The following is a 25105-nucleotide window of genomic DNA, read 5'->3' on the forward strand; positions in this document are numbered from 1 at the left end:
GGTAGGCGATACGTTTGATGCTGCGGGACTGGAAATAACGGCACACTATACGAACGGCGGCGCAGACAAGGTGCTGACGAGTGGTGAATACACGCTTTCTACACCCGATATGAGTGCGGCGGGAACGAAAATGATTACCGTAACGTATGAAGAGGACGGCATAGAGAAAACAACGACATTCGATATTACGGTAAACGCTCCTGCGCCTGTTTTGGATAGCATTGAGGTAACAGAGCAGCCGACAAAGACGATCTATACGGTGGGCGATACCTTTGATGCTGCGGGACTGGAAGTGACGGCACACTACACCAATGGCGGCGCGGATAAGGTGTTGACAAGTGGAGAGTATACACTGTCTGCACCCGATATGAGCACTTCCGGCACGAAGACGATTACTGTAACATACGAAGAAAGCGGTATAGAGAAGACAGTAACGTTTGATATCACAGTAAATGCACCTGTACCAGTACTTGACAGTATCGAAGTCACAGAGCAGCCGACGAAGACGACGTACACGGTAGGCGACACGTTTGATGCTGCGGGACTGGAAATAACGGCACACTATACGAACGGCGGCGCGGATAAAGTGCTGATGAGCGGGGAATATACGCTTTCAACGCCGGATATGAGCACTTCCGGCACGAAGACAGTGACCGTGACGTACGAAGAAAGCGGCATAGAGAAGACAGCGACGTTTAGCATCACAGTGAACGCACCTGCGCCGGTTCTGGACAGCATCGAGGTGACGGAGAACCCGACGAAAATAACTTATACGGTGGGCGACACGTTTGATGCTGCGGGATTGGAAGTAACGGCGCACTACACGAATGGTGGAGCGGATAAGGTGCTGACAAGTGGGGAATATACGCTTTCAACGCCCGATATGAGTACCGCAGGAACGAAAACAATTACCGTAACCTATGAGGAGGACGGCGTAGAGAAGACAGCAACATTCGATATTACGGTAAACGCACCTGTACCAGTACTTGACAGTATCGAAGTGACGGAGAACCCGACGAAAACAACGTACACGGTAGGCGATACGTTTGATGCTGCGGGACTGGAAATAACGGCACACTATACGAACGGCGGCGCAGACAAGGTGCTGACGAGTGGTGAATACACGCTTTCTACACCCGATATGAGCACGGCGGGAACAAAGACAGTGACCGTGACGTACGAAGAGGACGGCGTAGAGAAAACAGCGACGTTTGACATTACAGTGAATGCGCTCGTACCTGTTCTGGATATGATTGAAATCACAAAGCAACCGGTGAAGACAGCATATACGGTGGGCGATACGTTTGATCCGACAGGCCTCGAAGTAAAGGCGCACTACACCAACGGCGGAGCGCATAGAGTGCTCGGTGATCATGAGTACGCACTGTCTGCGCCGGATATGAGCACATCCGGAACGAAGACGGTGACTGTAACGTATGAAGAGAATGGCGTACAGAAAACAGATACGTTTGACATCGTACTGGCAGATGCGGTAACGCCAACGCCGACTCCGGATCCGACACCAACGCCAGATCCGGATCCGACGGTTTCGCCGGAACCCTCTGCTGGTGTGGAGCCGGTAGCGGGCGTAACGGATGACGATAATACAGGTAACGGCGGCGAGCATGATTCGATGCCCAAAACAGGAGTTGAAGACACAACTCCTGCAATGATGGTGTTGCTGGCGATTGCGGCGCTAATGACTGTGATCCTTTTCGCCCAGTTGATGAAAAAGGAAAACACAATGATCCGGAACGGCGAGGGCGCGATTGGAACAAGAGAAAAATTTGGCAGGAGAATCAGGAATAAGGTGCTCGGAAAAGTGCTGGGCATTGTGCTGGCAGTTGAGATGCACAAGGAGACAACAGGGAAACAAAGTAAAAAATGACGGAAAAGTATAAAAAGAAATCTAAGAAAGGCGTTTTTATATGGATAGGGATTGTAGCCTGCATCCTGGTGATGATCTACGCAGGCTACAATATCTATATCGAAACGCGGGAAGATGCGCAGGGAGACGGTGTTTACGACTCCCTGCAGCAGGTTGTAGTCGCAAAGACGCCGCAGGGAGACACGGGAAACAGCGGACAAACCGCAGGCGGCACAAGCCTTGATGTGGATATTGAGACGCTGCAGCAGATAACAGGCGGTGCTGTCGCATGGATTCACTCGGAAGGAACGGTTATCGATTACCCTGTGATGCACGGGACGGATAACAGCTTTTATTTGACTCACCTGTATGACGGGACCAAAAACAGAGTCGGCTCTATTTTTTTGGATTACAGGAATGCCCATGATTTTTCTGACCAGAATTCGGTGCTTTATGGGCACCATATGAAAAGCGGGAAGATGTTTGCAAGCTTGGAAGGCTATAAAAAGCAGTCTTATTATGATGAACACAGGACGCTTGAGCTTTACACCCAAAACGCCAATTACAGAATCGACCTTGTGGCGGGATATGTGGTGGATGGAGCGCACGGCGATCTGGATTTTAATTATTCAGACGAAGAGCGGCTGCTTGCTTTTGTAAATGAAGCCAAGGGAAAATCCACGTTCCATTCCGATGTGGTCGTGAGCGGGCAGGACAGGCTGGTCACGATGGTTACCTGCACCTATGATTATGGCGACGCAAGATACGCGGTGGTTGGAAAGCTCGTACCGGTATGAGAATAGCATAATTAAGTTAGCGGTAAGGCAATGCACGCAACGATCAATCATCCTGCAAAAGATGAGATAAATAAAAAATGAAAAGAGGACAAAACATGAAAACAGAAAGCCACAAATCTTCAACAGGGATGGACGCCAACGTGTTTGCAATGCTGGTATACGTCATCACAATCATATTGGGGTGGATTCCATACCTGTATTATGCGGCATGGGTTTTTCCGCTGGTGGTAATACTCGTAATCGAAAAGGACAGCGTATTTGTAAAACGTCATGCGGCGCAGGCAATGGCGCTGTATATTGTAGTCGCTATCATACACATTATTTTTGATATTATCAGCGCGGCAATCGTATTTTCCCTTTATTCGAACCCGTTTGGTTTGTTTGGGGCTGCCGGAGGCGCGATGGCAGTCAGCGTAATCAGCGGTATTATTGGAATTTTGCTTACATTGGCGGCAGTTTTTGGCGCGGTAAAGGCTTACCAGTATGAAGACTATACAATTCCGCTGATCGGCGGTCTGGGCGAAAAGCTTGCGGCGAAATTAGGAAAATAATGAAAACAAGAGCATGAGGCAGTTTGCATAACGGTTTGGAGAAGGATATGCGGGAAATCAAAGAGGAAAAAGACGAGCGCGGACAAGGCGGCCCTCAGCAGAGCAAAAAAAGGAACAAGTGGATTATCCTGGCGGTGATTGCAGTTGTTGCCATAGTGGTTGGCTGTGCGTTTGCTTTTTCGAATTTTTGGCAGAAGGAAGAACCCGTAGCGGCCCGGCCAATGGCAACTGCCGAGCAATCGGAGACGCCTGAACCGCCGCCTGAAAAAAAAGCGGTTCTTTCGACTTTCAAACAGATAAGCGACAGGGAGGACATTGATTTTGAAGGGCTTGCGGAAACAAACGAAGATTTCGTGGCGTGGCTGAGCGTGCCGGGAACGGCAGTGGATTATCCTGTCGTCTATAAAGCGGACGACAACTTTTATTATCTTGACATTGACTTTGAAGGGAACGAAAGCAAGCACGGCTCGGTTTATATCGATATGGCAAACGGCACAAACTTTATGGATCCGGTGACCGTTGCATACGGCCACAACATGAAGGATAAAACGATGTTTGCGTCGCTGCATGATTTCGAAGACGAGACGTTTTTTGAAGAACACGACGAGATCAGGGTATATATGCCGGACGGTATGATGGTGTACAAAATATTTGCCGCGTATGAAACGAATGACGACAGTATCCTGTATGAAAAAGATTATTCCGATCAGGAAGTATTTGAAAAATATGTTGGTGAAATTACAGCAAACAAGGACATAAGCGCAAATATCCGCGATATGCAGATCGGCCAGGGCGATAAAATATTGACGCTTTCCACATGTGTGCAGGGAGAAGATGAAAAGCGCTATGTCGTGCAGGGAGTCCTGCAAAAAGGACAGGTGGAACAAACGATATCACAAGGCTGATAATCAAATACCATTGGGCATGTGCCTGATAAAACCGCTTAAAAGAGGTTGGCGGCGGAATAAGGGGACCGGCACAGGGGATTGATATAAACCAACTGAAAGGAACTTAAAATGAAGAAAAAAGTAATATGTATGGTATTGGCAGTGGTAATGTGCCTGTCCTTTGCCAGCGTAGCAATGGCTGCGGAAGGCAGCCCGGCAGACGGATGGATCAAATACGATCCGTCTACAGTGCCGGATGGATATACCGGCTACTATGGGCCAAACACTGATGAAGATAATGCGCTGCTCAATGAGTATGCTGCAAATCATTATCCCGGCGCAACACTGGAGGAAATCGGAACGGTGGTCTTCCTCAATGACGCAGGGGATTACTATGCAGGAAACACGATTCTTTACGTCGAAGATGCAAGCGTATCTGCAGGCGATAAGGTAACGGTTTTGTGTATGGACATGGATGGAAACATCATTGCTGTTGAAGCGACGGCTGAGGACGGCGGTTTTGTATTTACCGTACCGACGCCTGGAGCTTATTCCTATTTTGTGGTAAAGGCGACTTCCGACAAGGCGGCAACTGCGGCCACGACGACAAACACATCCGCAAAATCGCCAAAGACAGGCGGGGAAGAAAGATAACCGCTGATAGATTGGGTTTAATTGCCAACCTCACACCAGGTTAAGAAAAAACAATGTGGGAGCGCGGCTTCCTTTATAGCGGTTTGTCGTAAGTTTTGCATAACCTGCATTCAATGAAATCGCTGCAAGGGGCCGCGAAAACCCCCGTAAGGAAATATGAAGGAAAGAACAGGCGCAAAGAAAAAGTGGAAACGGAACCTGATTATAACAGGAGCGGTAATCGGCGCCGTGGTTTTGACCGCGTTGTGCGTGCTGCATCATTACACAGGTTATAACAGGTATATGTTTAAGAATGAAAATCCCTACCGGCTGCGGGAGGAGGAAGAGCTTTCTTTCTCCAGGGACGGTGTAACATATAAATATAACGAAGACATTGTAAACGTGCTTTTAATGGGTATTGATAAAACGCAGCAAAGGGATATCAACTATATTGTCGAAAACGGCTATCAGGCGGATGCGGTTTTCGTTGCGGCAATCAATACGAAGACGGGCGGTGTGAGGATTGTCAATATCCCGCGCGATACGCTTACAGAAATTATGCGTTTTGACAGGAATGGCGCGTTTTCCAGGGTTGGGGTATCTCCAATTTGTACGGCTCATTCGTTTGGAGACGGGAGGCTGATGAGCGGGCAACTGATGGAGGCTGCGGTTGGGAACCTGTTGTATGGAGTGCCAATACACGGTTACCTTTCAATCGATATCGACGGAATCAGCGTCCTTACAGAAGCGGTTGGAGGCGTAGAAGTGGAATTGCTGGAAGATTTTACGGCAGTTGATGCTGAAATGACAAAAGGCGCGATTTATACGCTCGACGGCGAAAAAGCGGAGCTATACGTACGCGCAAGGCAGCTGCCCGGAATGAGTGGGGAAGACGCAAAGCGCATCCCGCGCCAGATCCAGTTTATCAGCGCATATGCAAAGGCCGTGAAAGAAAAAATAAAAGAAGAGCCCGGATATCTGCCGGAACTGCTTAAAGGGGTACGAAACCATACCAGTATGGATATGACAGACAGGGAGTGCCTTTATGTGGCGAATACGCTGCTGAAGGCGGGAATAGAAGTTACGGACATCGAGACGATTGCAGGCGGGGCGGAAGAAGAAGGATTCCGGCCCGATCCAAAGGAATTGAAACGGCTGGTACAGGAAATCTATTTTGTACCGGCATGAAGGCGTAAATAAAGCAAATAAAATACAGGCTGTGGTATTGCCATTATAAATGAGAAAGGAACGAACTGGAATGATGAATTTTTTTGGAAAGAATAAAAGGATAATAATTCAGATCATCTCTGTAAGCGTTGTGGTTATTTTAACGATAGCCATGGCTGTTTCAGTTTTTGCGCAGGAGCTGCCGGACGTACAAAGCGATGAAACGCAAACTGTTTCGGAACCGGTGGAAAGCCCGAAGCCGGAGGAAACGGATAAGCAACCGGAGGAAACACCGACGCAGGCGCCGACAAAGGAACCTGCGCAGCCAAGCGGGCAGCCCCGGCCGGAACCAACGCCGGAGCCTTCTACAGAGCCGACTGTGCAGCCTTCTACGGAGCCGGAAGCAACGCTGCCGGAGGTAACGCCGGAGCCGGAGGCAACGCAGGAGCAGGCGCCCATGCCACAGGAACCGGAAAAAGAGGCTGAGGTACAGGGCAGACAGGAAGAAGAAACCAAAGCGCTGGAACCTGCGGATAAAGGTGAAAATCAAACGCCGGTTTACTCGTCCCCGGCTGTTTTCCTGGGGGACGTCGCTGCGAAGGGAAGCAATGAAACGCTTTTGCTGAGCGACGAACAACTGGCTGAAATAGAAAAAACCCTGCCGGAGGGGCTTGATCCGTACCGCAGGGAGGTTGTGCTGAAAGCATATTCGCTGGTTGGAAATGTGAAATACTTCTGGGGCGGAAAGAGCACGGAGAGCGGATGGGATATCCGCTGGGGAAATGAAGCGATCGTCGGAAGCGCGGGAAGCTCGCAGACAGGAACCACGCGCGAATACGGCCTTGACTGCAGCGGCTATGTGCTGTGGTGCTTCCTGAACGCGGAAGAAAGCATGCTGATGCAGCAGGAACCGGCGCAGGCGATAGATAAGAGCGGATTTGTAAACAGGTTCGGTTATGGCACTTCCGGGCAATGGGAGCATTCTTCTGAAATAACGTGGGAAGAAGCGCAGCCGGGCGACGTCTTGTTTTATAAGAATCCGCAGGATGTGGGAATCAACCACATTGGGATTATTGTCGGAACGGATGAAGACGGCAATATGTTGGTAGCGCACTGCTCTTCCTCAAAGAACAGTGTCATTGTCAGCAAAGTAGAAAATTCCGGATTTCGCTATGTAAGGCGCATGAATTATATTGCCGGCCGGGAATTGGGGCAGGAGGCCAGCGAAAGGGCGGCTGAAACAACGGCGCTGCCGGATGGAATGCCAATGTACCTGACGGACGAGCAGGCTTATAACGATGCGATACGCAACGGGTGGTCTGTCGATTAAACCGTTGGAATAAGGGTTACAATAGAAAAACAGAAAGGCGGAGGAAAATGGGAAAGTTTGGCAACAGGCTGCTGGCGGCGATTGGCGTTGAGGAAGTAGCAGTAGACGAACAGGAAGGCTTTTATGGCGAGCAGGAATATAGCCAGAAGCCCGAACGCGAAAGAAAACGCCGCGGGGAAGCAAAAAATAAGAATAAGGGCAAGGTGATCAGGATGTATGATTATGAAACAAGAGTCATGATATATAAGCCGGAAGGATTTGAACAGGCCAGGGATATTGTGACGCATCTTGAACATCGTGAACAGCTTGTGATCGACCTTGACGGGATGGATAAAGAAAATGCGCAACGGATTGTGGACTTTATCAGCGGCGCGACTTATTCGTTGCGCGGCCACATCGTCAAGATATCGCGGAATATTTTTATGGCGGTCCCGGATAATGTAGAGCTGGAAACAAACGGGTTGGGACAGGAAGAAGAATACGCGGCTTATTTCAATGATATACAATATAAATAATGAACAGATAGAGAGGAAACAAGAATGAGAAACAAAAAATGGATCGCAGTGTTTGCTTTGGTAATCGCATTTGCCCTGGTGGCAGTGGGATGCGTATCAAAAACAGCGGAAACGGTAGAGGTCGGGAACGAAAAAGTTCAGACTCTATACTCGGTAGTAGGGGAACGAAACATTACGGGAAGCTCTAAATCAACGGGAACGGACGGCTCCAAGGTTGAGATTACCTACGGCGGAGGCGGAGTCGCGATCGGCGACGTGAACGAATATATTTCCAAGCTGGTGAACGAAGACGGTTTTCTGGTTACAAAAGATGCCTCCAATGATGGGACAGGACAATCCTACCAGATTGGCAAACAGGTAGGGGAAGAAGGAAAGGTGATGCTGATCGATTTCTATTTTGTGGACGGCGGCGACACGGTCATCACCTATACGGTCACGCAGGGGACGGTAACACCTTCGTGAGCAGGGTATCAGGCAATCTGATTTGATTGATAAAATATAGAAATGGAAATGAAGAGGAGACTGAAATGAAAAGTTGAATGAAAAGAGTAATGCTGGGCATCTGTGCGCTTGTTATGGTCGGCTCGCTGGCGGCCTGCTCTGCCCCGGGCGCGGGAGCCGAGGTTGGGAAATATGCGTTTGATTCCCTTGAGGTCGGCGGCACGAAGATTGCTGACGACCAGATCAGCGCGTTGGGGGCAGAAGAAGTAACCACCTATTATATCGATCTGCAGGATGGCGGAAAAGCAAAGGTATATTTCGCATCGCAGGGAGAGTTTGAAGGCACCTATACCGTATCGGGCGATAAGGTCAACATTACGATCGACGGGGAAGCGGAAAGCTTTGACCTGAAAGACGGAATATTGAGCGTCGAGATGGACGGGACAAAAGTCAACTTTAAAAAATAGCTGCATAGGAAAAACAGTGCGGCGGTTGATATGACTGCCGCTTTGTTATATACTGCTCTTGCATGATTGGGAAAAATGCGGGCGGGGAGACGAAGCGCCCGCAACCCGGCATAAACGAAAAGCGAAAGGGATGCAACTTTTGGGCCGGTTGGAGAGTATTGTTTGTAAAGGTGGCTGAATGAGGACGGATCAAAGCAATAGCGCGGAGCAGTATGTCTGTAAATATGCAGACATGGTATACCGCATCGCGTTAGTGAACATGAAAAACAAGCAGGAAGCGGAGGATGTATTCCAGGATGTTTTTCTGCGGCTGGTGGAAAACCTGCATAAGCTGCAAAACGAGGAACACATCAAGGCGTGGCTGATCCGTGTGACGATCAACTGCTGCAAAACCCGGTTTCGGAGCGCATGGCGAAAACGGACTGCGCCCCTCGAGGCTGCGGGAGATCCCGCGCAGGAGCCTTGCGAGGAGCGCGGCGAGGTCTACGACGCGGTTCTGAAGCTGCCGGAAAAGTACAGGAATGTAATCCATCTTTTTTATTTTGAAGATATGGCGATCAGGCAAATCAGCGTTGTACTCAAAACGCGTGAGAATACTGTAAAGTCATTACTTTCCAGGGGAAGAACAATGCTTAAAACGGCTTTAGGGGAAGAGGTTATCGATGTTTGAGGAATATAAGCGCAAGGTGTCGGAACAGCATGCGCCGGCAGAGCTTGTGAATAAAGTGCTGGAGCAGGTAAGGGAAAAAGAGCAGAAAAAGAAACAAGTGGGCTGGAAGCCGCTCACGTTGGTCGCCTGTGCGGCGGTTGCCCTTGTACTGTGCGTTTCCATGCTCCAGACACAGGGCGTTTCCTGGTACGAAATACAGCCGGAAGCGGCGTCAGAGCAAAGCATGCTGCAGCTTGGGCCCGCCAATGTCCTGCGCAGGACATGGACGCAGGAGGATTTTGCTTTGTATTCCGGCATTGACCTTACGGCTGCGCACGCGGATGGGCTTACCTTATCCGGAGCGGAAATTACCGCATCATATAACAAAAATATGGAAGCGGAATCGGCAAAGGCAGTATGCAGGTATGAAAACGGGCAAGGCGAAGCTTTTGAAGTAACGATTGAGTGCGGGGACATCAGGACAGAGCGGTACCAAAAGGGAAAAGCAAGCAAGATTGCAGATATGCAAGTATATTTCAGCGAAGACCAGAGCGGTATGAAATACGCCTGCTATGACAAGGATGGGACAGGCTACCTGATCGCTTCAGGCGATCTTAATAAAGGGCAGTTTACCTCATTCGTAAAAAACATGTGATGCCGTTTGAAGTATGCTTGTACTGTACCGCTTTCTTTCGCGCTGCATCAGCATATTGCATTCAAAGCCGCTTACTGCGTGCACAAAGGCGGTGCTGACAAACGAACGACGTTATCAAAAAATAATTTTTGCCGTGTGCAACCTTTTGTGTTTCTGGTACGTATTGAATACAGAAACACAGGAAAAGGAGAACTGGTTTGATGAAGAAACGATTGGCAACAACGATAACGGCGGCAGCGCTTTCCGCCTGTATGCTTTTTGCGGGATGTGCGGGCGCTCCGGCGCAGGAAGATTCGGCAGCGCAGGAAACGCCGGGCGAAGGCGTGGTATCACAGCTTGATTTAGCGGCTCAGGTGCAGGAAAAATACGCGGATGATCTGGACCGGGACTATACGGACGCAATCAATGGAATCGGAAGGGGCGATTCCCTCGAGATTCAAATTTCATTTGATCCGGAAGCGCTCGGTATGGAAAACTACACGGAAATTGTCGGCGTTTACCAGGATGCGGAGCTCACACAGCGGATCGGAACGCATTTCAACTGGGATAAGGCAACGGGGAAAATCGAGATTACCCCGCCCAAAAGCCCGGTGCTCGGAATTTCCACAGTCGGCCTCCCGGATGCGGGGGCAGCGGAGTATCATTTATTTGACAAAGGAGAACAAAAGGACTGGGGAAACCTTGGCAAAATGTATCTGGCGCAGTACGTGGACCTCGGAACGGGGGAGAAGCTTGAAAAACCGCTTGTGACGGTGGTTACGGTGGAAGGCGAGCTTGCGGGGGCGCCGGAGGTCAAATTTGTCCAGACTGAGGACGGGCGCGCGGCGTTCCAGTGGAATGCGGTGGCAGGCGCGGAAAAGTACTATGTGGTCAAGGCGGATTACGACGCGCAAAGCGGATATGTCGGAAACATGGTTGTGGTTGCGGAGACGGCGGAACCCGGCTGGCAGGCCGAGACGACGGACAATATCCTCATCAACGAGGACTTCAGGGCATATGCGGTATCTGAAGACGACTGGCTGGACGAGGCAATGACAGAATATTATACGGAAAAGGGTTATACGCAGGCGGATATTCCCGTTCAAAAAGAGGCCCTTTACGACGTGCAATACGGTGTGATCGCAGTAGCGGCTGACGGCACCTCCATGGTGAGCAACTTCTATGACCAGGCGCAGATTGCAGCGCAGCTTCCTTATATGGCGGCAATTCACAAAGGCGACGATGATTTCTCAAACTACGCGGACAGCATCATGGCTGCACCGTCCCACCGGTGGATCGTCATGTGCAACGGCGTAACGTCCCAGCGCATTATCGATTATGATTTTGACCAGGCGCAGGAGGAGACCGAAACCTGGGGAGAGTATGAAAATGAAGATATGTCAGACCTGCAGCTTAAGGAGGTCAACCTTGTAAAAATTCCGTACAGGATCGAAGGAACGCCTTTTACAGGAGTCATGAAAATAGAAAGCTACGATCCGGCGACGCTGCAGGTGGACCTGCAGGCGCTGAAAGACCGTCAGGACGGACTGAGGAACAAAACAGGCTCTGTGGATGTAACGGTTAAAAAGAACGCGGAGGACGCGGGCGCACCGCAGGACGAGCCGGTGGCGGAGACGGGGCTTGCGGTAACGGCAAACAGCGCTCTCAGCGAATACCTTGCATATAATATGCTGGCGGGCGTTGAAGTGATCGATCTTTCGGCCTTCAAGGAGAGCAGCGATGAGGATTACCTGATCGACGCATGGATGGAAGCCCTGTACCAGAATCCGATGATCCTTGGCGTGGAGGACGCTTTCATTTCAAACGACGGAACGGCTATGCTGGTGGTTTATCAGGATGAAGCACAGCAAAGGACGCAGAAACAGCAGGAAATTTCGCAGGAAGTTACCAGGGTGATTGACGAAATCATCACCGACGGTATGACGGATGCGGAAAAAGAGATTGCGATCAACAATTATCTTTGCGATACTGCCGAATATGATATGGCTGCGCTGGAGAATGCAGAGAAGTACGATTATGTAAAAACGGATCCGGAGTTTAACGATTCCTTCACGCCCTACGGTGTGCTTGTAAACAAGCTTGGCGTATGTGCAAGCTATGCGGGGGCGTTCAAGCTGCTGGCAGACGAAGCGGGGCTTAACAGCATCGTGGTGACAGGATATCTGGAAGGATCGCTTTCCCACGCGTGGAATAAAGTAAATATCGGCGGGGAGTGGCAGATTATAGACGTAACAAACAATGATAACGAGCTTTTGTTCAATGCGATCCTCAACCTGCCGGATTACGCGTCGGATAAGGTGCTCACAGAGGACACGCGGTTTGTGATGGATAAGAATATCCAGAATTATGCGGCATCCTCGACAGACGAAGAATACTACAGGCTGGCAGGAAAATATTTTGACATGGACCAGATCGTGCAGGAGCTTGCGGAAGCATTGATGGCCGACGGACAGGCGATGATGCGGACGGATTACGATCTGGACGACGCGCAGTTCCAGAAGCTGGCGCAGAACGTTATGGAGATTGCAGGCATTGACGAAATGAACGGCTTTTACTGGATGGGGGTAATTACCCTGGCGGCTTAAAAAAAGAAAAGGAATGAGATGATGAATAAATTTTATAAACGGATTGTTTTGATCGTATGCGTGGCGGCGCTGGTGGTTTCGGCGGCCGGGTGCAGCCCTGTGTTTTGGAGCGGCAGGGACAGGACAATCATGCCGGTGGAAGACGAATACGAGCGGCAGAAACCGGTATTCGGAGAAGCGGACGAATGGGATATGGGCGATTTTGAATACCTGTACCCGGAGCTTTTGCTGACGCGCACCAAATACAACGAACTCACAAAGCAGATGGAATATAAAAGGCTGGTGGCATACCTGCCGATCCAGACGGACGGCTATGAAGGTTCGTACAGCCGCGACGATGTAACGGGCTCGCGGATGGGTATCGAGGTACGTGCACGGATACTGGACGACTATGACCTGCGCAATCGAAGCGACTTCTCGATGGGGGATAACCTTGAATATTTGCTTGAGCAGGAATATATGAGGGAATACGCAAGTAAGCGTTACCGCGATGTGAAAATATCCGATGTTACCGAAACGGAGGACAGGGCAAGCGCGACAGTAACCATGACCATGCTGAATTACGACGACGAGTATGTGCGGTATGACGTCGCAGCAGTGCTGCTTCATACGGAAGACCTGACAACCCTTGCGACAATCGGCGTAGATTATGGGCAGCTCGAGGGGCGGTATGAAACAATGGTATCCGAGCTCGAGCAGTTTTACGGCGTAGACCTCAATATAGAAAAGAATGCGGCAGGAAAGAAAACGCCAGCGGCAAATACGCCTGAGCCTGCGAAGCAGATTCCCGCAGAGCCGGATGAGATGATTTCGTTTGAACTGCCTGCGGGCTGGGAAGACCTGGGCGACGGTATGTACAGTTACGCCCAGAGCGTTTACGGAAGCGCCGACATTTTTGCCATGATCATAATTGATGATTACGGCTATGGCTACGATTCCTTTGAAGCGCTGGTGCAGGAGTGCGAGCAAAGCGATGAAGACGGCTTCAGCTACGCTTTGATGGATAAACCGTTGGGTAAAACCCTGATGGCGCAGCAGGAGGAGGACGGTATGGTTATGATTGCATATGCCGTAAACCTGAGCGATACGCAGTATGCGGTCATCACAACGTATTCCGGCGGTACGGAAAACGTGACGGAACCGTTCACGGCGTTTGCAGAGCATGTGCTTACAACGGGATCGTGGACTCCCGGCGCGACGGTTTGATAGGCAGCCGTACTGAGGTGATTTTGGAAATAACAAAGATAAAAGGAGAGAAAAAATGATTTGTGGAAATTGTAATCAGGTATATGACGAAAACATGGAGAAGTGCCCCTGCTGTGGCGCGCCAAAACAACAGCCTGCCGGACAGCAGGCGCCGCCGCAGATGGCATACGCGCCCGCTCCCATAGCGGATAACGGCGCAAAGGGGAAAGCCACCGGTGCGCTTGTATGCGGTATCATCGGCGTTGTTATGGGCTTTTTGGTTCCGATCGTGGGTATTATACTCGGTATCCTTGGGATGACAATGGGCAATATGGCGAAAAAGAATTTGCCCGAAGGTGAGAAGGGTATTGCAACCGCGGGATTCATATGCGGGATCATTGCGGTTGTGATAGCTGTCATCATGTGGATTTTGTCGGCAGTGATCATGGCAACGGCATTCAGATATCTGGCTTATTGATCGGCAAACGGGAAAAGCATATCGAAAGATATGCTTTTTTTGTGCGTAAATAAACGGCGGCTCTTCCGGGGGAATACGCCGCGATTCCCGTATCCCTGAAAAGTGTTGTTCACGTAAAAAAAGCGTTATTCACGATGTAAATAACACAAGGCTCCCTCTTAAAGTTAAAATACTCTATAAGTTGGATATTATTCATTGAGGAATATCAGGGACGCAAAAAGGGAGGGAAACAGATGCGGTTTCAACTGAAAACAGATTATGCGCTTAGAATACTGATTTATATGAGCGAAAAGAAAAATGGACAAATCAGGGAAGGCAACCACCTGAAAATAACAACGTCGGAGCTTGCTGACAACCTTAAGATTTCGCAGATATACATGATGAAAATCCTCAGGGACCTGAAAGATGCAAAAATTGTCTATTCCATCCAGGGTTCGCTTGGAGGATATTCTTTATACAAAGACGCGGAGGATATCACGGTATATGACGTGGTGGAATCGGTGGAAGGAAAGATAGAAATTTTCACCTGCCGTTATGGCGAAAGAGCACAAAGAACCCAGTTGGAATGCCCGTATACATGCGCTGAAAATTGCAGGATTTATACAGCCCTTGAAAAAATGGAACAAAATGTGATCAACGACCTCAAAAAGCTGACGGTTGCAGATTTATGCGGCGCGAATACAGGCCGTAAACAGGAATTACAGGTAAGGTAAAATGAATGGGAAAAGGATATCGTAACGGGCCCGGCGCTGCGGCGGCAAGGCAACAGCCGCAACAAAGGAACCGGCAATATACCGTAAGGTCCGGAGCCGCGCCATACCGTGCACAATACAGCACTCCCGCACCGCCTGTAAATAAGTCAAAGCAGCCGCAGGAAAAAAAACAGGTAAAGCACACACATAAGGCAGCCGCGGGCATAGTTTGGGGCCTGTTGAGCGGCATCCTGCTGGATATGCTTCTTCTGATGCTTGTGCCGGAGATACGTCCGGCGGTTTATATTGCGGTTATCGCAGTGTGGTTTTTTTCGGGCCTGTTGGTTTCAGGCTGTAAATGGAAGGTGCGCAGGGCTGCGAGGGGAAGCGTCATTGCGCTTCTGTTTTCAATACCGCTTGGAATTTATATGTATCTGGAAAACGTTGCAGCCGGTTATTGGATTTTGATTTTTATCTGGATTATCGTATGGGGGAGTTTGATTGGGGTTATTTTGGATTAATGGGAAAAGTTAAAATGATGTAAAAAACACCCCTCCTGTGAATTATTCATAGAAGAGGTGTTTTTTGTTGAAGAGGCATGGCACAACGTGCCGGGCCCCTAACCTTTTTCCTGGCCCGCGCATTCCGGGCAAAGACCTTCAAACATGGTGCGATGTGAGTCGATGATGTATCCCGTATCTGTAGACACGTCCTCATCCCATTGCTCCTGATAGGGCAGGGAAAGATCCGTCATTTTTCCGCAGCCGATACACATCAGGTGGTAATGGCGCTCCCTCCTGCGGTCAAAGCGGTCCATGTCAGGAGCCTCAACGCGCCTGATTTCACCGCTCTCGGCCAAAAGATTCAGGTTACGGTATACGGTTCCCCGGCTGATTTTGTCATCCATCATACGCGTATCGATATAAATCTGGTCTGCGCTGGGGTGGTCGCCGCGATTTCGGACGGCCTGCAGTATCATCTGCCGCTGGCGGGAATTCCGCAACTGCTTCATAGTTTATCACTCCTGCTGTTATCCCCGCGGAAGCACGCTCTTGCCTCCGCGGGCCGGTCTGGATTGTCCGGCAAGCATCTTCATGCGCGCAATGCGCGCCGCGATTCGCCGCCATGCTGTAATTTTTTCACGCCTGAACCGGAAGCGTTGCCTTGATAAGACCGTTATTATCAAGCTTTGACAGCTCCTGCACCTTGCCAAAATCAAGCCCCATTGCAGCCGTTATTCTTCTGCCGTACTCTTCGTCGGCGAGATAACAATGAACCGCATGGCGGTATTTTATATTTTCTGTAACAGGCGCGATATCGGCAGCGGTATTGTCAATCAGCAGTTGCTTTTTATCCTCGGTCATTACACGCCACAGGTCGCCGCCCGCACGGAAACAGTCATCCGTTGGATCGTCCTTGGGATCATAACGCCACATTGCTCCATCGATATCGAGCGGCGGCTCCGCAACCTCGGGCTGTGCCGTCCAGTAGCCAGCGCTGTTTGGCGTATATGCGGGCGCTGCGCCGTAATTTCCGTCTACGCGCATTGCGCCGTCACGATGGTATTCGTTTACTTCTACCTTTGCCCGGTTTACCGGAATCAGGTTGTGGTTAACGCCCAGGCGGTAACGCTGCGCATCGCCGTAAGCAAAAAGGCGTCCCTGCAAGAATTTATCGGGAGAGAAGCCGATGCCCGGAACAACATGGGCCGGCGCAAACGCTGCCTGCTCCACTTCCGCAAAATAGTTTTCCGGATTGCGGTTCAGCTCGAGTTCGCCAACCTCGATCAGCGGATATTCCTTATGCCGCCAGATTTTTGTAATATCAAACGGATTTTCGTAATGGTTTTTCGCCTGTTCCTCTGTCATGATCTGCACGTACATCGTCCATTTTGGATAGTCGCCGTTTTCAATCGCGTTAAACAGGTCCATGCCATGGTGCTCGCGGTCCATGCCGTTGATTTTCGCGGCTTCTTCATTGGACAGGTTTTTAATCCCCTGCTGTGTCCTGAAATGGAATTTACACCATACCCGTTCGTTTTTATCGTTATAAAGGCTGAACGTATGCTCGCCAAAGAAGTGCATATTCCGGAACGAAGCCGGAATTCCCCGGTCGCTCATCACAACGGTGACCTGGTGGAAGCATTCTGGCAGAAGCGTCCAGAAATCCCAGTTGTTCTGCGGACTGCGCCTACCTGTCCTTGGATCGCGCTTTACCGCACGGTTGAGGTCGGAAAAATTATGCACGTCCCGGATAAAGAAGGTAGGCGTGTTGTTTCCCACCAAATCCCAGTTCCCCTCCTCCGTGTAGAACTTGGTTGCAACGCCGCGGATATCGCGTTCGCAGTCTGCCGCCCCGCGTTCCCCGGCAACCGTTGAAAAACGGATAAAAACGTCCGTCTCTGCGCCGGGCTGAAGCACCTTTGCTTTTGTATATTTGGATATGTCATGCGTAACGGTGAATTTGCCGTGCGCGCCCCAGCCTTTTGCGTGCATGCGCCGCTCCGGGATCACTTCGCGGTTAAAGTGCGCCATCTTTTCCATCAGCCATACGTCCTGCATCATCACCGGTCCGCGCGCGCCGGCGGTAATGGAATTTTCATTGTCCGGTACCGGGGCGCCTACTTCATTTGTCAGTTTCCTTTTGTCCTGTTCACTCATATCTTTTTCTCCTTTTCAGAGTCGAATTGATTCAGGTCAATCCCACCATATATTTTGCAAAAGGGAATTGGCTTTTGCCTCCCCTGATACAACAGTTTAAATTACCCTTTTAGCCAGCTTATTGCCGTCTTTATCGGGCAGAATGTTTCATAGCGCCAAAAACATTGCGACAATCCAGACATATGCACAGCTTTTGGGCAGCATCAGCATCCCAAGCTTAGGGTACCTGTTTGCGCCGGCTACAACCGGAAGATAGAAAGCAAAGCTGAGAGCGACGGCAAGCCACATCCATTTCACTGCAAAAATGCCGGCCCCATAAACGGCATATAACACAATGACCATAATTCCCATGGCCAGAAAAGGAATATTACGGTAGATTCCCCATTTGACAGGAGGATTCTCATCCAGCCACCTGTTTTGGGGAAGAGCGCACAGGCCGATACGCAGCGCAGCGAGGACATAAATGATGATGGTCCATACACCGGCTCCCCCCGGCAAAAACAACAGGAGGCCGATATGCCACAGCAGGACATAAAAAACTGTCATTGTAACCGATGTAATGCACTTTCCGCGCCCCAGCGCGCCTTGATAGCGTTTCCTGTTGTTTTGGACAATGGACAAAATACGCGGAACCAGATGAAACGAGTCTCCCCCCACAAGGACAAGGGCCGTGACGCCGCAGAGAACCTGCAAGGGTTGATGGGCGTTCAGAAGGAGGTACAATCCAAGTATAAATACAACGCCAAGGTATAAAATGTCAAAAACCGCTTCAACAAATCCAAAGATACGCTTTTTATCCATTATGCTTCCTCCGATTTACCAGACCTTGAAATCCGGCACTTCCCGCTGGGTTTTGCCATCCACAGAATATGGACGGTTACTGCCGCGCCGACTGTAATCAATACCAGCAATAGCCATTCCTTCTTCATCATAATCCCGGAAATAATCAACATTGCCCACAAAAAAGCAAGGCTGCCGGCAACCGTTTTGGCGGTAAGTCCTTTCCTTTTACTGTAATTTTCAATATACTCTTTAAAAAACGGAATTTTCATAATGCGGGCCCGCATTGCAGGGATATAGGTAAAGCAGCCTGCCGCCGCGATTACAAATGGCGTGGTTGGCAATATGGGCAAAGCGACGCCAACTGCGCCTAACGCCAATAGGATAAACCCAGCTATAGTAACTACAATCGTTTTGACCGTCATTGATATACCCCTTATCAGTATTGAGTCTTATTATTGAAAGATATACACCCGTTGCAGGTACGCCAAACATCTTTTTAATGTTTTGGGAGTTTTATTTGAAACGATGAGCCGTGCCGGACGGATACTTATCCAGATGGCAATAAACTATCAATTCAACAGGATAAAAGTGGACGCATCCAAATATACAAAGCCGTCGGATGAAGAGATAAAGAAAATGCCGATGCCGGAGCAATGTAATGTCACGCACAAAGCGGCAACGGAGACGGCATTCTCAGGAGAGTATTTTGACAACCACAGGGTGGGCCTTTATGTGGACATCGTGACCGGCGCGCCGCTGTATTCTTTGATGGACGAATATGCCTACGGCTGTGACTGGCCCAGCTTTACCGGGCCAATTGATCCTGACGTATGATTGTTGAGAATGAGGATAACAGCATGGGTATGAGCAGGATTCAGGTCGGGAGCTGTGTAGGCGATTCGCACCTTGGACATGTTTAGAGGATGGCCCTGAGGATAAATGCAGTCTGCGGTATTGCATCAACAGCAACAGCCGTCATTCCCTGTGAAGGGATGGAACAGAAAGGGTGTAGAGAATTTATGCCGCTATGCGAACCCTTACAGGGTAAGCTAATTCTCTTTGCATCAAATTTAAATAATAGATATTCATCTATTATGCAAACGAATATTGGATGAAAAAAGAAATAAAAAAAGTACCGCAGATCCTCAAAATCTGCGGTAATGGCGCACCTGCCGCGATTCGAACGCGGGGCCTTTCGCTTAGGAGGCGAACGCTCTATCCTGCTGAGCTACAGGTGCATTAAAATACTGATTCAGTTTTCCCCCGCCCTGCATAACTTGGGAAAAGCGGCTGTAAGCTGCCATGGGACAAGAACGCCTGTAAACAAGTTACAAAGATTATTCTAATATAAAGCCACACATTTTGCAATTATTTTGTTTGAATTTCGAAAAAAATGTTGACATAGAATAAGAATAGCATTATCATAAGTACCAGAAATGAAAAGGAAGTAAGAAAATGAATCAGCAAGTTTCTTACAATTTCATCCTTGTCCTTATTAACCTTATTAGCGTCGTCATTATTAGCGAGGCGAATAAGGCTTATTGCGGTTGTGCCAAGGCGGCATGAGTAAGGACTGAGGAATTAAGAGATAATTCAAAGGCCTGCGCAAATAAGCGCAGGCCTTTTTTGTTGGAAATGCGAAAGAAGAATTTGGAGGGAAAGTACAGTGAAATTAACAGGCGCACAAATCATCATGGAGTGTTTGAAGGAGCAAAATGTAGATACCGTGTTCGGATTCCCGGGCGGCACGGTCATCGCGCTCTATAACGCCTTGTATGACTATCCTGAAATCAACCATATCCTGACCTGCCACGAGCAGCACGCGGCGCATGCCGCCGACGGCTACGCGCGGGCGACAGGAAAACCGGGCGTTGTATTTGCGACAAGCGGCCCCGGCGCGACGAACCTGGTAACGGGAATCGCGACGGCATATATGGATTCCGTACCCATGGTGGCGATCACTGGAAATGTGGAGAAGAAAAATCTCGGGAAAGACAGTTTTCAGGAAATCGATATTACAGGCGTTACGATCCCGATTACCAAGCACAATGTGATCGTAAAAGAGATCGAAGATCTGGCTCCTGCGATCCGCGAAGCCTTCTATATCGCGCAAAGCGGCAGGCCGGGCCCGGTGCTGGTGGATGTTACAAAAGACGTAACGGTTGGCGAGGGCGAATACACGCCGGAAAAGCCCAAGGCGATCGAGCATAAAAATGCGTTCAGCGAGGATGACATCAAGGCCGCTGCCGAAGCGATCAATGAAAGCAAAAAGCCTTTTATCTTTGTTGGAGGTGGCGTGATTGCGGCGGAGGCGGAACAAGAGGTTAAAGAGCTGGCGGAAAAATTGAACGCACCGGTTACGATGACGCTGATGGGCATGGGCGCTTTTCCCGCAAGCGATATGAAGTATACCGGAATGGTGGGAATGCACGGTACGAAAACCTCCGCGATGTGCGTTTCGAATTGTGATTTGCTGATTGCGATCGGCGCGCGGTTCTCAGAGCGCGTAACGTCGGACAGGACAAAATTTGCGACGCAGGCAAAGGTGCTGCACATTGACGTGGATCCAGCGGAAATCAACAAAAATATCTCTGCCGATTATGAGGTGACGGGAAACGCAAAGGATGTGCTGGATGCTTTACTGCCGCAGCTCGAGCAGAAAACGGACGGCACCTGGATGGAGCAGGTGAGGCACTGGAAACGGAGCTATCCGCTGGACAGGGCCACAAGGAACGCGAGGTTTCCCAAAAAGATCATACAGGCAATGCAGGAGGCCGCGCCGGAGGATACGGTGTTTACGACCGAGGTGGGGCAGCACCAGATGTGGTCTGCACAGTTTCTGAAGATAGAGCATCCGCGCCAGTTGATTACATCCGGCGGACTCGGCACGATGGGCTTTGGCATGGGAGCGGCGATGGGCGCTGCGGTTGGCACAGGCAAGCAGGTGGTAAACATTGCGGGAGATGGAAGCTTCCATATGAATTTGCAGGAAATTGTGACTGCCGTGAAGCATCAGCTGCCGATCATGATACTGATACTCAATAATAATGTGCTGGGGATGGTTCGCCAGTGGCAGAAGCTGTTCTTTGACAAGCGTTATTCGCAGACGACGCTCAACAATCCTACGGATTATGTGAAGCTGGCTGAAGCGTTTGGCGCGTACGGCGTGGATATTTCGGACGAAAAGGACCTGAAAGGCGCGTTTAAAAAGGCTTTTGCGCACAAAGGGCCGGTGATCGTGAAATGTGACATCCATGAGGATGAAAATGTACTGCCAATGGTTCCGGGAGGACAACCACTCGATAATATTATCCTGGATCTGGAAAAATAATTGAGTCGGGGCAGAGGTTGGCTATATAATAATGTAGAGAAGCAAACCGCGAAGGAGAATGATTTATGATTAGAAGATATGTGCTGTCCGTACTGGTCAAAAATACATCGGGCGTACTTTCCAAGGTAACGGGCCTGTTTTCACGCAGGGGATACAACATACGTTCCCTTTCCGTCGGCGAGACGCACGATCCAAAGGTGTCGCGCATTACGATAGAGCTTGTAGGGGACGAAGCGGAGCTTGAACAGATCAAAAAGCAGCTTGCAAAGCTGATCGACGTTGTAAAGATCGCAGGCCTGCGTTCCAAAAACTCGGTTTATAAAGAGCTTGTGCTCGTAAAAGTAAATTCGAGCGCGGAAAAGAGGGCCAGCATTATAGAGCTGTGCGATATTTTCCGCACGAAGATCGTTGATATCTGTATCGACTCTATGATCATCGAGCTTTCCGGAACGCCGGAAAAAAACGAAGCGCTGCTGAAGCTGCTCGACGAATATGGGATTATAGAAATGTCGCGTACGGGAATAACGGCGCTGCAGCGCGGAACCTGCTCGCTGCATGAGGACAACTAAGATATCGCTTTTGATATCAGAATATATTCTAAATAATAATTTTGGAGGCAAAACAAATGGAAATGAAAATGTACTACGACAGGGACTGTAACCTTTCACTCCTCAAGGGTAAAACCGTTGCGATTATCGGCTATGGCAGCCAGGGACACGCGCATGCGCAGAATTTGAAGGAGAGCGGCGTGGACGTTGTCGTCGGGCTGTATGAAGGAAGCCGTTCGTGGAAATCCGCAGAGGAAGCCGGCCTCAGGGTAATGACAGCGGAGGACGCCGCGAAGGCTGCGGATATCGTTATGATCCTCGTGCCGGATGAAAAGCAGGGAAAAATCTACGAAGGAATCGCTCCCTATATGACAGAAGGGAAATCCCTCGTATTTGCACATGGATTTAACATCCACTTTGGACAGATCGTTCCGCCAAAGGATGTTGACGTTTGGATGGTTGCTCCAAAAGGGCCCGGCCACACGGTAAGAAGCCAGTTCCTTGAAGGCAAGGGCGTGCCCTGTCTGATTGCGATCCACCAGGATGCGACGGGTAAGGCGAAAGACCTCGCGCTTGCCTATGCGAGCGGCATCGGCGGAGGCCGTGCGGGTATTTTTGAAACAACCTTCCGCGAAGAAACGGAGACAGACCTCTTCGGCGAGCAGGCCGTATTGTGCGGCGGCGTATCTGAGCTGATTAAAGCGGGCTTCGACACGCTTGTAGCGGCGGGCTACGCGCCGGAAATGGCATACTTTGAATGCTGCCACGAAATGAAGCTGATCGTAGACCTGATTTTTGAGGGCGGGCTTTCCAGAATGCGTTACTCGATCTCTGATACGGCGGAATACGGCGATTATGTGACGGGCAAGCGGATTATTACTGAGGATACGCGCAAAGAAATGAAAAAGGTACTTTCGGAAATCCAGGACGGAACGTTCGCACGCGACTGGATGCTTGAAAACCAGGTAAAGCGCCCGCACTTTATCGCGATGCGCAACATCGGCAAGGAATCCCAGCTCGAGAAGACGGGCGAGGAGCTGCGGGGAAAAATGAGCTGGCACAACAAGAAATAAGGAAACCGTGTGATTTCGGCCGGGCGATAAGCCGGAAATTGCGGGGGTGCCGGGCAAGGCGAACCGCAACGGGCTTATCCCCGGGCAAAAGCTTATGAACGATGGAGAACAATATGAACAGTGACAACATTAAAACAGGCGCACAGCGTGCGCCGCACCGCTCCCTGCTGTATGCGCTGGGCCTCACAAAGGAAGAACTGGAACGGCCGATTATCGCGGTCGTGAACGCGCAGAGCGAGGTGATTCCGGGCCATTTGCACCTTGATACGGTGGCGCGCGCCGCGGCTGACGGCATCCGCATGGCGGGAGGAACGCCCATCCAGGTGCCCGCAATCGGCGTGTGCGACGGGATTGCCATGAACCACATGGGGATGCACTATTCCCTGCCGTCGCGCGAGCTTATAGCGGACAGTGTGGAAACGCTGCTCATTGCCCATGCGTTTGACGGAGCGGTGCTGGTGCCCAACTGTGATAAGATCGTTCCGGGTATGCTGATGGCAGCAGCACGGGTTAACGTTCCGGCAATCGTTTGCTCGGGCGGGCCGATGCTGGCGGGAAGGTTCCGGGAACAGAAAACGAGCCTGTCGAGTATGTTTGAGGCGGTGGGCGCGAACGCAAACGGCACCCTCAGCGATGAGGAACTGGAGGCGTTCGAGCAGAAGGCCTGCCCAAGCTGTGGCAGCTGCTCGGGGATGTATACGGCAAACTCCATGAACTGCCTGTGCGAGGTTTTGGGAATGGCGTTGCCGGGCAATGGAACAATACCGGCGGTGATGTCTGCGCGCACGGTGCTTGCAAAGCATGCGGGGATGCAGGTGATGAAGCTGGTGGAGCAGGACGTAAAACCCAGGGACATCATGACAAAGGACGCGTTCCATAATGCGATTACAGTGGATATGGCGCTTGGTTGCAGCACGAACAGTATGCTGCACCTGCCGGCAATCGCACACGAGTGCGGCATTGAAATCGATTTGCACGAGGTAAACGAAATCAGTGAAAAAACGCCGAACATCTGCCATCTGGCGCCGGCGGGGCACCACTATATCGAAGAGCTCAACGAATGCGGCGGGATACCTGCGGTGATGGCGGAAATCCATAAAAAGGGCCTCATACTGGATACCCAAACAGTGGACGGGACTACTATGGGACGCATCAAAAACGCAAGGCGCACAGGAGATGTAATCCGCCCTGTAGATAATCCGTACTCTAAAACCGGCGGCATTGCGATCCTGTATGGAAACCTGGCGCCCAGGGGCTGCGTGGTAAAGCGCGCGGCGGTTGCGCCTGAAATGATGAAAAGCACATGCAGGGCGCGCGTGTTTGACAGTGAGGAAGAAGCGAACGAAGCGATCCTTGCGGGAACGATCAAAAAAGGCGATGTGGTGGTGATCCGTTACGAAGGGCCAAAGGGCGGCCCGGGAATGCGGGAAATGCTGGCCCCCACCTCTAACCTGGCAGGAATGGGGCTGGATAAGGAGGTTGCGCTGATTACGGACGGAAGGTTTTCCGGAGCGTCGCGCGGCGCGGCAATCGGCCATGTTTCCCCGGAGGCCGCCGCAGGCGGACTCATTGCTTATGTGCAGGAGGGCGATATTATAGAAATCGATATTAACGCATACTCAATTAATCTGAAGGTGGATTCAGATGAACTTGCAAAACGACTTACGGGCTCGCGGCTCATGCCGGCGAAGGTATCGCACGGCTGGCTCGCGAGGTACGCAAGGATGGTACAGGGCGCAGACACCGGCGCGGTGCTTAAGTAGCGCGCACATAGCGCGGCGCACTTCTGCGTTAAACCTTCGGCTTCCATC

Annotated in this window: 26 protein-coding genes and 1 tRNA gene; 22 read left to right on the forward strand and 5 right to left on the reverse strand. The window is 50.5% G+C overall.

What is annotated here, in order from left to right:
* The 17 genes from CHK_RS10070 to CHK_RS10155 form a co-directional block, all read left to right on the forward strand.
* Positions 1–1888: bacterial Ig-like domain-containing protein (locus CHK_RS10070; RefSeq protein ID WP_046443941.1), on the forward strand; the 1888-nt coding region annotated here is incomplete at its 5' end.
* A complete protein-coding gene (gene srtB, locus CHK_RS10075; protein WP_052740510.1) occupies positions 1885–2664 on the forward strand; it encodes a class B sortase in 780 nt (259 codons plus the stop codon). The genes CHK_RS10070 and srtB (CHK_RS10075), both read left to right, overlap by 4 nt.
* A 95-nt stretch (positions 2665–2759) precedes the next feature.
* Positions 2760–3215 (forward strand): DUF4870 domain-containing protein, encoded by a 456-nt coding sequence (locus tag CHK_RS10080; protein ID WP_046443942.1) that lies wholly within the window; start codon positions 2760–2762, stop codon positions 3213–3215.
* A 47-nt stretch (positions 3216–3262) separates the two neighbouring features.
* Positions 3263–4120, forward strand: coding sequence for a class B sortase (gene srtB / locus CHK_RS10085; RefSeq protein WP_052740511.1), 858 nt, complete (start codon positions 3263–3265; stop codon positions 4118–4120).
* A gap of 111 nt (positions 4121–4231) precedes the next feature.
* Positions 4232–4756 (forward strand): hypothetical protein, encoded by a 525-nt coding sequence (locus tag CHK_RS10090; protein ID WP_046443943.1) that lies wholly within the window; start codon positions 4232–4234, stop codon positions 4754–4756.
* A gap of 156 nt (positions 4757–4912) precedes the next feature.
* Positions 4913–5923, forward strand: a complete 1011-nt coding sequence (locus CHK_RS10095; RefSeq protein WP_046443944.1) for an LCP family protein — start codon at positions 4913–4915, stop codon at positions 5921–5923.
* Positions 5924–5993: 70 nt separating this feature from the next.
* A complete protein-coding gene (locus tag CHK_RS15780) occupies positions 5994–7232 on the forward strand; it encodes an NlpC/P60 family protein (protein ID WP_052740512.1) in 1239 nt (412 codons plus the stop codon).
* 47 nt (positions 7233–7279) lie between these two features.
* A complete protein-coding gene (locus CHK_RS10105; RefSeq protein WP_052740513.1) occupies positions 7280–7747 on the forward strand; it encodes a cell division protein SepF in 468 nt (155 codons plus the stop codon).
* Positions 7748–7771: 24 nt separating this feature from the next.
* Positions 7772–8209: a hypothetical protein gene (locus CHK_RS10110; protein WP_046443945.1), complete on the forward strand. Its 438-nt coding sequence runs from the start codon at positions 7772–7774 to the stop codon at positions 8207–8209.
* A 77-nt stretch (positions 8210–8286) separates the two neighbouring features.
* Positions 8287–8655, forward strand: coding sequence for a lipocalin family protein (locus CHK_RS10115; RefSeq protein WP_131924639.1), 369 nt, complete (start codon positions 8287–8289; stop codon positions 8653–8655).
* 178 nt (positions 8656–8833) lie between these two features.
* The gene (locus CHK_RS10120; RefSeq protein WP_046443947.1) at positions 8834–9325 is read left to right on the forward strand and encodes an RNA polymerase sigma factor; all 492 of its coding nucleotides are present in this window, start codon (positions 8834–8836) and stop codon (positions 9323–9325) included.
* On the forward strand, positions 9318–9959 hold the full coding sequence (locus CHK_RS10125) for a hypothetical protein (protein WP_046443948.1): 642 nt from the start codon (positions 9318–9320) through the stop codon (positions 9957–9959). The genes CHK_RS10120 and CHK_RS10125 overlap by 8 nt, the downstream gene beginning before the upstream one ends.
* Before the next feature lie 200 nt (positions 9960–10159).
* A complete protein-coding gene (locus tag CHK_RS10135) occupies positions 10160–12544 on the forward strand; it encodes a transglutaminase domain-containing protein (RefSeq protein WP_052740514.1) in 2385 nt (794 codons plus the stop codon).
* 18 nt (positions 12545–12562) lie between these two features.
* Complete coding sequence (locus tag CHK_RS10140; RefSeq protein ID WP_160295633.1) at positions 12563–13750, forward strand: hypothetical protein; 1188 nt, start codon at positions 12563–12565, stop codon at positions 13748–13750.
* A gap of 55 nt (positions 13751–13805) precedes the next feature.
* The gene (locus CHK_RS10145; protein WP_052740515.1) at positions 13806–14207 is read left to right on the forward strand and encodes a DUF4190 domain-containing protein; all 402 of its coding nucleotides are present in this window, start codon (positions 13806–13808) and stop codon (positions 14205–14207) included.
* Between the two features lie 233 nt (positions 14208–14440).
* Positions 14441–14920 carry an RrF2 family transcriptional regulator gene (locus CHK_RS15785; RefSeq protein WP_052740516.1) on the forward strand — a complete coding sequence of 160 codons (480 nt, stop codon included), beginning with the start codon at positions 14441–14443 and terminating at the stop codon, positions 14918–14920.
* Positions 14921–14925: 5 nt separating this feature from the next.
* Entirely contained in the window at positions 14926–15420 is a 495-nt protein-coding gene (locus CHK_RS10155; RefSeq protein ID WP_046443952.1) for a hypothetical protein, read from the forward strand.
* Positions 15421–15518: 98 nt separating this feature from the next.
* On the opposite strand, the gene CHK_RS10160 is transcribed toward CHK_RS10155, so the two are convergent.
* From CHK_RS10160 to CHK_RS10175, 4 genes are all read right to left on the reverse strand, one after another.
* Positions 15519–15911, reverse strand: a complete 393-nt coding sequence (locus tag CHK_RS10160) for a Fur family transcriptional regulator (protein WP_046443953.1) — start codon at positions 15909–15911, stop codon at positions 15519–15521.
* A gap of 127 nt (positions 15912–16038) precedes the next feature.
* Entirely contained in the window at positions 16039–17559 is a 1521-nt protein-coding gene (locus CHK_RS10165) for a catalase (RefSeq protein ID WP_046443954.1), read from the reverse strand.
* A gap of 147 nt (positions 17560–17706) precedes the next feature.
* On the reverse strand, positions 17707–18360 hold the full coding sequence (locus CHK_RS10170) for a hypothetical protein (RefSeq protein ID WP_046443955.1): 654 nt from the start codon (positions 18358–18360) through the stop codon (positions 17707–17709).
* A complete protein-coding gene (locus CHK_RS10175; RefSeq protein ID WP_046443956.1) occupies positions 18360–18764 on the reverse strand; it encodes a YbaN family protein in 405 nt (134 codons plus the stop codon). Before CHK_RS10175 ends, CHK_RS10170 begins: the two co-directional genes overlap by 1 nt.
* 82 nt (positions 18765–18846) lie before the next feature.
* Between CHK_RS10175 and CHK_RS15790 the strand changes: the two genes are divergently transcribed.
* Positions 18847–19176: a peptide-methionine (R)-S-oxide reductase gene (locus CHK_RS15790; protein ID WP_160295635.1), complete on the forward strand. Its 330-nt coding sequence runs from the start codon at positions 18847–18849 to the stop codon at positions 19174–19176.
* 327 nt (positions 19177–19503) lie between these two features.
* Here the strand turns inward: CHK_RS15790 and CHK_RS10185 are convergent.
* Positions 19504–19580: transfer RNA gene (locus CHK_RS10185), tRNA-Arg, on the reverse strand.
* 428 nt (positions 19581–20008) lie between these two features.
* Between CHK_RS10185 and ilvB the strand changes: the two genes are divergently transcribed.
* From ilvB to ilvD, 4 genes are all read left to right on the forward strand, one after another.
* Positions 20009–21673, forward strand: a complete 1665-nt coding sequence (ilvB, locus tag CHK_RS10190; protein WP_046443957.1) for a biosynthetic-type acetolactate synthase large subunit — start codon at positions 20009–20011, stop codon at positions 21671–21673.
* A 68-nt stretch (positions 21674–21741) separates the two neighbouring features.
* A complete protein-coding gene (ilvN, locus tag CHK_RS10195) occupies positions 21742–22242 on the forward strand; it encodes an acetolactate synthase small subunit (protein WP_046444279.1) in 501 nt (166 codons plus the stop codon).
* A gap of 62 nt (positions 22243–22304) precedes the next feature.
* A complete protein-coding gene (gene ilvC, locus CHK_RS10200) occupies positions 22305–23294 on the forward strand; it encodes a ketol-acid reductoisomerase (RefSeq protein WP_046444280.1) in 990 nt (329 codons plus the stop codon).
* Positions 23295–23407: 113 nt separating this feature from the next.
* The gene (gene ilvD, locus CHK_RS10205; RefSeq protein WP_046443958.1) at positions 23408–25057 is read left to right on the forward strand and encodes a dihydroxy-acid dehydratase; all 1650 of its coding nucleotides are present in this window, start codon (positions 23408–23410) and stop codon (positions 25055–25057) included.
* Positions 25058–25105: the final 48 nt, after the last annotated feature.

The sequence above is a fragment of the Christensenella hongkongensis genome, from assembly GCF_000981035.1.
Lineage (GTDB): Bacteria > Bacillota > Clostridia > Christensenellales > Christensenellaceae > Christensenella > Christensenella hongkongensis.

Excerpts from the sequence above, each read along its gene's own strand:
- srtB (WP_052740510.1), top strand. The coding sequence starts at position 1,885 with ATGACGGAAAAGTATAAAAAGAAATCTAAGAAAGGCGTTTTTATATGG.
- CHK_RS10080 (WP_046443942.1), top strand. The coding sequence starts at position 2,760 with ATGAAAACAGAAAGCCACAAATCTTCAACAGGGATGGACGCCAACGTG.
- srtB (WP_052740511.1), top strand. The coding sequence starts at position 3,263 with ATGCGGGAAATCAAAGAGGAAAAAGACGAGCGCGGACAAGGCGGCCCT.
- CHK_RS10090 (WP_046443943.1), top strand. The coding sequence starts at position 4,232 with ATGAAGAAAAAAGTAATATGTATGGTATTGGCAGTGGTAATGTGCCTG.
- CHK_RS10095 (WP_046443944.1), top strand. The coding sequence starts at position 4,913 with ATGAAGGAAAGAACAGGCGCAAAGAAAAAGTGGAAACGGAACCTGATT.
- CHK_RS15780 (WP_052740512.1), top strand. The coding sequence starts at position 5,994 with ATGATGAATTTTTTTGGAAAGAATAAAAGGATAATAATTCAGATCATC.
- CHK_RS10105 (WP_052740513.1), top strand. The coding sequence starts at position 7,280 with ATGGGAAAGTTTGGCAACAGGCTGCTGGCGGCGATTGGCGTTGAGGAA.
- CHK_RS10110 (WP_046443945.1), top strand. The coding sequence starts at position 7,772 with ATGAGAAACAAAAAATGGATCGCAGTGTTTGCTTTGGTAATCGCATTT.
- CHK_RS10115 (WP_131924639.1), top strand. The coding sequence starts at position 8,287 with ATGAAAAGAGTAATGCTGGGCATCTGTGCGCTTGTTATGGTCGGCTCG.
- CHK_RS10120 (WP_046443947.1), top strand. The coding sequence starts at position 8,834 with ATGAGGACGGATCAAAGCAATAGCGCGGAGCAGTATGTCTGTAAATAT.
- CHK_RS10125 (WP_046443948.1), top strand. The coding sequence starts at position 9,318 with ATGTTTGAGGAATATAAGCGCAAGGTGTCGGAACAGCATGCGCCGGCA.
- CHK_RS10135 (WP_052740514.1), top strand. The coding sequence starts at position 10,160 with ATGAAGAAACGATTGGCAACAACGATAACGGCGGCAGCGCTTTCCGCC.
- CHK_RS10140 (WP_160295633.1), top strand. The coding sequence starts at position 12,563 with ATGATGAATAAATTTTATAAACGGATTGTTTTGATCGTATGCGTGGCG.
- CHK_RS10145 (WP_052740515.1), top strand. The coding sequence starts at position 13,806 with ATGATTTGTGGAAATTGTAATCAGGTATATGACGAAAACATGGAGAAG.
- CHK_RS15785 (WP_052740516.1), top strand. The coding sequence starts at position 14,441 with ATGCGGTTTCAACTGAAAACAGATTATGCGCTTAGAATACTGATTTAT.
- CHK_RS10155 (WP_046443952.1), top strand. The coding sequence starts at position 14,926 with ATGGGAAAAGGATATCGTAACGGGCCCGGCGCTGCGGCGGCAAGGCAA.
- CHK_RS10160 (WP_046443953.1), bottom strand. The coding sequence starts at position 15,911 with ATGAAGCAGTTGCGGAATTCCCGCCAGCGGCAGATGATACTGCAGGCC.
- CHK_RS10165 (WP_046443954.1), bottom strand. The coding sequence starts at position 17,559 with ATGAGTGAACAGGACAAAAGGAAACTGACAAATGAAGTAGGCGCCCCG.
- CHK_RS10170 (WP_046443955.1), bottom strand. The coding sequence starts at position 18,360 with ATGGATAAAAAGCGTATCTTTGGATTTGTTGAAGCGGTTTTTGACATT.
- CHK_RS10175 (WP_046443956.1), bottom strand. The coding sequence starts at position 18,764 with ATGACGGTCAAAACGATTGTAGTTACTATAGCTGGGTTTATCCTATTG.
- ilvC (WP_046444280.1), top strand. The coding sequence starts at position 22,305 with ATGAAAATGTACTACGACAGGGACTGTAACCTTTCACTCCTCAAGGGT.
- ilvD (WP_046443958.1), top strand. The coding sequence starts at position 23,408 with ATGAACAGTGACAACATTAAAACAGGCGCACAGCGTGCGCCGCACCGC.